This is a genomic window from Nocardia sp. NPDC060220 (assembly GCF_042727815.1).
Taxonomy (GTDB): Bacteria; Actinomycetota; Actinomycetes; order Mycobacteriales; family Mycobacteriaceae; genus Nocardia.
The window spans coordinates 1-4,636 of record NZ_JBHWZY010000560.1 but is presented as its reverse complement, the minus strand read 5'-3'; the positions used below and the strand labels follow the sequence as shown (position 1 = coordinate 4,636).

Annotated in this window: 5 protein-coding genes; all 5 read right to left on the bottom strand. The window is 69.3% G+C overall.

The window, feature by feature from the left end:
• Positions 1-498, bottom strand: a 498-nt coding sequence (locus ACFWF3_RS25070; protein ID WP_379315664.1) for a TAXI family TRAP transporter solute-binding subunit, incomplete at its 3' end; no start/stop codon positions are given.
• Positions 495-1,943 carry a sensor histidine kinase gene (locus tag ACFWF3_RS25065; protein WP_379315662.1) on the bottom strand — a complete coding sequence of 483 codons (1,449 nt, stop codon included), beginning with the start codon at positions 1,941-1,943 and terminating at the stop codon, positions 495-497. The genes ACFWF3_RS25070 and ACFWF3_RS25065, both read right to left, overlap by 4 nt.
• A gap of 16 nt (positions 1,944-1,959) precedes the next feature.
• The gene (locus ACFWF3_RS25060) at positions 1,960-2,619 is read right to left on the bottom strand and encodes a response regulator transcription factor (protein WP_378987621.1); all 660 of its coding nucleotides are present in this window, start codon (positions 2,617-2,619) and stop codon (positions 1,960-1,962) included.
• Between the two features lie 46 nt (positions 2,620-2,665).
• The gene (locus ACFWF3_RS25055; protein WP_378987618.1) at positions 2,666-4,036 is read right to left on the bottom strand and encodes an MFS transporter; all 1,371 of its coding nucleotides are present in this window, start codon (positions 4,034-4,036) and stop codon (positions 2,666-2,668) included.
• A gap of 329 nt (positions 4,037-4,365) precedes the next feature.
• Positions 4,366-4,636 (bottom strand): lipase family protein (locus ACFWF3_RS25050; protein ID WP_379315660.1); only part of this gene is annotated, 271 nt, incomplete at its 5' end.

The following is a 4,636-nucleotide window of genomic DNA, read 5'->3' as shown; positions in this document are numbered from 1 at the left end:
ATGCTCGACCACGACGTCGACGCTCGGATCCAGCCCGGCCGTTGTCAGCAGTCGCTGACCGGTGACCGCGGCGCCCGAGCCCGCGGCACCGAGATTGACTCGGCGTCCGCGCAGGTCGGCGACCTCGTTGATCGGATCGCCGGTGCGGACCGCCAGCTGGAGATAGTTCTCGTAGACGCGACCGAGCGCCACCACACGCCCGCCGAAATCGCTCGCCGAATCCGCCAGCGCCAGTGCGGTGTCGACGTCGCCGTCGGCGACCATCCGCAGATTCTGTTGCGACCCAGCGGTTTCCACCGGTTCGATGCGGAGAGTGTCGGTGTCGTCAGCGGCCGCGGCGGCCAGCAGTCGCGCGAAGGCGTAGTAGAAGCCCCCGTCCTCGCCCGAGGCCAGCCGCACCGTTGTCCGGTCGTTCGTGCCGCACCCGGCCACGCCCGCAGACACGAGTGCGGCCAAGGCCAACATTCGGCGACGTGACATCGGCGATCCACCACTCATCGCGCCACCTCGGGTATCCGGACCGTCACGGCGAGCCCGTGCGGGCGCACCGCCTCGACCGTCAACCTCGCGCCCCACGCCGTGGCCAGTGCCTGCGCGATCGACAGCCCCAGCCCCGTTCCGCCCGCGGCCGCGGCGGAACCGCGGAAGAACCGCGCCGTGAGTTTGTCGAGTTCGTCCGGCGCGACGCCCGGCCCGTCGTCGGCGACCTGGACCCTCACCCAGCCCGGTTCGTCGCTCACCCCGACGACCGTGTGCGCGCCGGATCCCGCGTACCGGCACGAATTGCTCAGTGCCACATCGAGAATCTGGGCCAGCGCCGCCGAGCTGATCGCCGCCGCGCTGTGGTTGCCGGAATCCTCACCGCCGTCCGGCGGCGCAGGGCTGACCGATCCGTCGGGTCGGCGTGCCGTGGTCAACCGCATCCCCGCGTCGTCGAACGCCGACCCCCATGCGTCGATTCGGTCGGCCACGACCTGTGCCGGATCGCACCGCTCGTCGGTGGATGCCGCAGTGCCGAAGGACGCGGGTGCTTGCGCCACGGCCAGCTCCAGCAGATCGTCGAGGAGCGCGGTCAGCCGTTCCACTTCCGCGGTCGCACCGCGGAAAGTCGCCGACGCCTGGCCGGGGACCGCGTACTCCAGCGAGTCGAGACGAATCATCAAGGCGGCGAGCGGGTTTCGCATGGCATGCGCGGTATCGGCGACGAGCTGGTGTTGCGCGTCGGCGGAATCGGCGACGGCGGTGGCCATGGCGTCGACGGATTCGGCGAGATCACGGACCTCCGGTGGGCCACCGTAATTTCTGGTGATCGGGGCGCGGCCGCGTGGTTTCGGCAGTGTCGCGGTGAGTTCGGCGACCGCGTCCGACATCGCGGCCAGCGGGCGCAGCACCCATCGGCTCAGGACCAGTGCCAACAGCACGAAGACCACCATCGCGCCGAGCGCGCCCACCGCGATCACCGCCCACACCCGGGCGATCGTCGCGCGCGCCGCGGCGGTCGACGCCTCGATCACGACGGCCCCGTTGACCTGCACGCCCGTGCCGACGGGCCGGGCGATGAGCATGACCGGGGCGCTCCACGGCGTCAGCCGATCCACCTGCTGCGGTCGCTGGTTGCGGCGAGCCGCGGCCACCGCGGCCCGGATCCGCACATCGCTCACCTCGACCCCGGCGTTGACGATCGGTGCCCCGCGAGCATCCACGACCAGCACGTTCTCCCCGTACAGCTCGTGATAGCGGCCGACCTCGTCGGCGAGTGCCTGCACCCCGCCGGCCGACCCCGCCGCGTCGGCGAGGGTCGCGAAGCGGTCGGCGTCACCGGATCGGCCGAGCACCAGCTCCTGGGTTCGGCTGGTGGCGGCGGTCAGCGACAGCGGAATCGCGAAGGCCAGCACCGCGAGCGCCGCGAAGACGGTGAGCGCGATCAGCAGTCTGCGGCGCATGCCGGTCCTCGGGCACTCACTCGCCCCACCGATACCCGTAGCCGCGAATAGTGGTGATCAGCCCGGGCCGGTTCAGTTTGGCGCGCAGCCCGGTCATGTGGACATCGAGCGAGCGCGAGACCGCGACGAACGCATCGCCCCAGATGCGGTCCATCAGCTGCTGCCTGCTCACCGCGGCGCCCGGCCGTTCCACCAGAACCTCGACGAGCTCGAATTCCTTCTGGGTGAGCGCGATCGGAGCACCGGCCACCTCGACGACCCGCGCATGCAGATCCACCCGGACATCACCGGTGACGACTTCGGTCCTGGCCCGCGTGGCGACGGCCGCGGCCCGGCGCAGTACGGTCTCGAGCCGCGCCATCAGTTCGGCGATCCGCGGGGGCTTGACCACGTAGTCGTCCGCTCCGCCACGCAAGCCACGCACGATGGAGCGTTCGTCGCTGCGGGCGGTCAGGATCAATACCGGGATCGTGCTGACCTCACGCAGCTGACGCAGGACCTGCAACCCGTCGGCATCGGGCAGCCCGAGGTCGAGGAGCACGGCGTCGAAGTCACGGTGGGCGATGAGCAGGTCGGCGCCACGGCGCATGCGCTCGGCCCGGTAGCCGCGCGCGGTGAGCGCCTCTACCAGGGCGTCGCCCACCCCGTCGTCGTCCTCGACCACCGCAAGCCGCACGCGCCGATCCTCCCATAGCGGCAGGACCGGCGCGTGTTCCGGACGGTCAGCCACGCACGGCGGCCATCGCCCGTTCCGGCTCGACCGCATCGGCATCGACGACGTCGTCGGCGTCGATGGTCGACTCGGCCGAGGTCTCCCGCATGAAGTAGTAGGTGATCAGCGAGATCGCGATACATCCGGCGACGTAGAAGAAGTAGAGCGACTCGAGGCCTGCCTTCTTCAACGCCAGCGCGATCATCTCCGCGGTACCACCGAAGATCGCGACGGTCAGCGCGTACGGCAGCCCGACGCCGAGCGCGCGGATCTTGGTGGGGAACAGCTCGGCCTTCACGATCGAATTGATCGAGGTGTAGCCGGTGACGATCACCAGCGCGGTCATCATCAGGCCGAAGGCCGCGAGTGGGTTGGAGGTGTGCGCGAGCGCCGTCATGATCGGCACCGTCAGCACCGTGCCGGCGACACCGAAGAAGATGAGCAGTTTGCGGCGGCCGATCCGGTCGGACAGACCGCCCGCGATCGGCTGGAGCACCACGAAGACCAGGAGCGCGACGAAGTTGATCCAGGCCACGGTGTCCTTGGAGATGCCCGAGGTATTGATCATGAACTTCTGCATGTAGGTCGTGTAGGTGTAGAACGCCACCGTGCCGCCCAGCGTCAGGCCGACTACCAGCAGGCATTCGCGGGGGTACTGCAGCAGGACCCGCAGCGAACCGCGCGAGCTGCTCGCGGCCGCCTTGCCGGTCTCGGCCGTCTTCTCCATGGCCTTGAACGAGTCCGACTCGTCCATGCCGCGTCGCAGCAGCATCACCACGATCGCGCCACCGGAACCGATCAGGAACGGGATGCGCCAGCCCCAGCTGTACATCTGCTCGGACGAGAGCATCTGCTGCAGGATGATCTGCACGCCCAGGGCGACGAGCTGGCCCGCGACCAGCGTCACGTACTGGAAGCTCGAGTAGAACCCGCGCCGGCCCGGGGACGCGACCTCGGACAGATACGTTGCGCTGGTGGCGTATTCACCGCCGACCGACAGTCCTTGCAGCAGTCGCGCCATGAGCAGCAACACCGGCGCCGCGATACCGATGGTCTGGAATCCGGGCGTCACCGCGATCATCAGCGAACCCGCGGCCATCACCGTCACCGACAGAGTGAGGGCGGCGCGCCGGCCGAACCGGTCGGCGTAGCGCCCGAGCGCCCAGCCGCCGATCGGGCGCATGATGAACCCGACCGCGAATACCGCCGCCGTCGACAGCAGTTGCGCCGTGGGGTCGCCGTCCGGGAAGAACGCCTTCGCGAAGTACACGCTGAACGCGGCGTAGACGTACCAGTCGTACCACTCGACGAGGTTGCCGATCGAGCCGCGCAGCACGTTCGCCACGACTCGCCGTTCACCACCGGCCTGTGTCGTTGTCACCTTGGACCCTCCTCTATCGGCGCGGCATTGCGCCGTCGGAGACCACTGTGTCGGCGCTCACATGCCGAAAGGAAGCGGCACGGGCGGTTCCTAACCTTCCCTTAGGACGATCCCCGATGACGGCCATATCGGGCAGCACCGCACCCGCCCCGTCGTCGGCGAGGAAATCCGTCATCCGGCGCTGTATTTCCGTTGTGCCAGAACTGAATTCGTTGCTTCGCGGCGTCACCGGTGAGCTCGGTGACGATCTCGGCGATCCGGGTGGCGCGGGTGTCGGTCGGCACCGGCAGTACTGCGCCGCGACGTCCGGCGGACTCCGGCGGAATCGCTCAGGAGGCGGTCGGGGTCGCCGTCCGGTCCTGCTCGGCGAAGCAGTCGGCGAGGAACGCGAATCCGGCCCGGGCGAATTGCGGTGCCGCGGTGAAGTGGCCACCGAATCGGATCCGATGTTCGCTGACCTCGACACCGAGTTCGCGCCACCGCTGGGTGAGCAGCTCGGTCTGTCGGTAGGGGACCACCCGGTCGCGGGGGCCGTGCCCGACGAGCACCGGCGCTGTCGGCGGTAGGTATCCGAGGCTGACCTCACGCATTCGCTCGAGC

Excerpts from the sequence above, each read along its gene's own strand:
- ACFWF3_RS25065 (WP_379315662.1), bottom strand. The coding sequence starts at position 1,943 with ATGCGCCGCAGACTGCTGATCGCGCTCACCGTCTTCGCGGCGCTCGCG.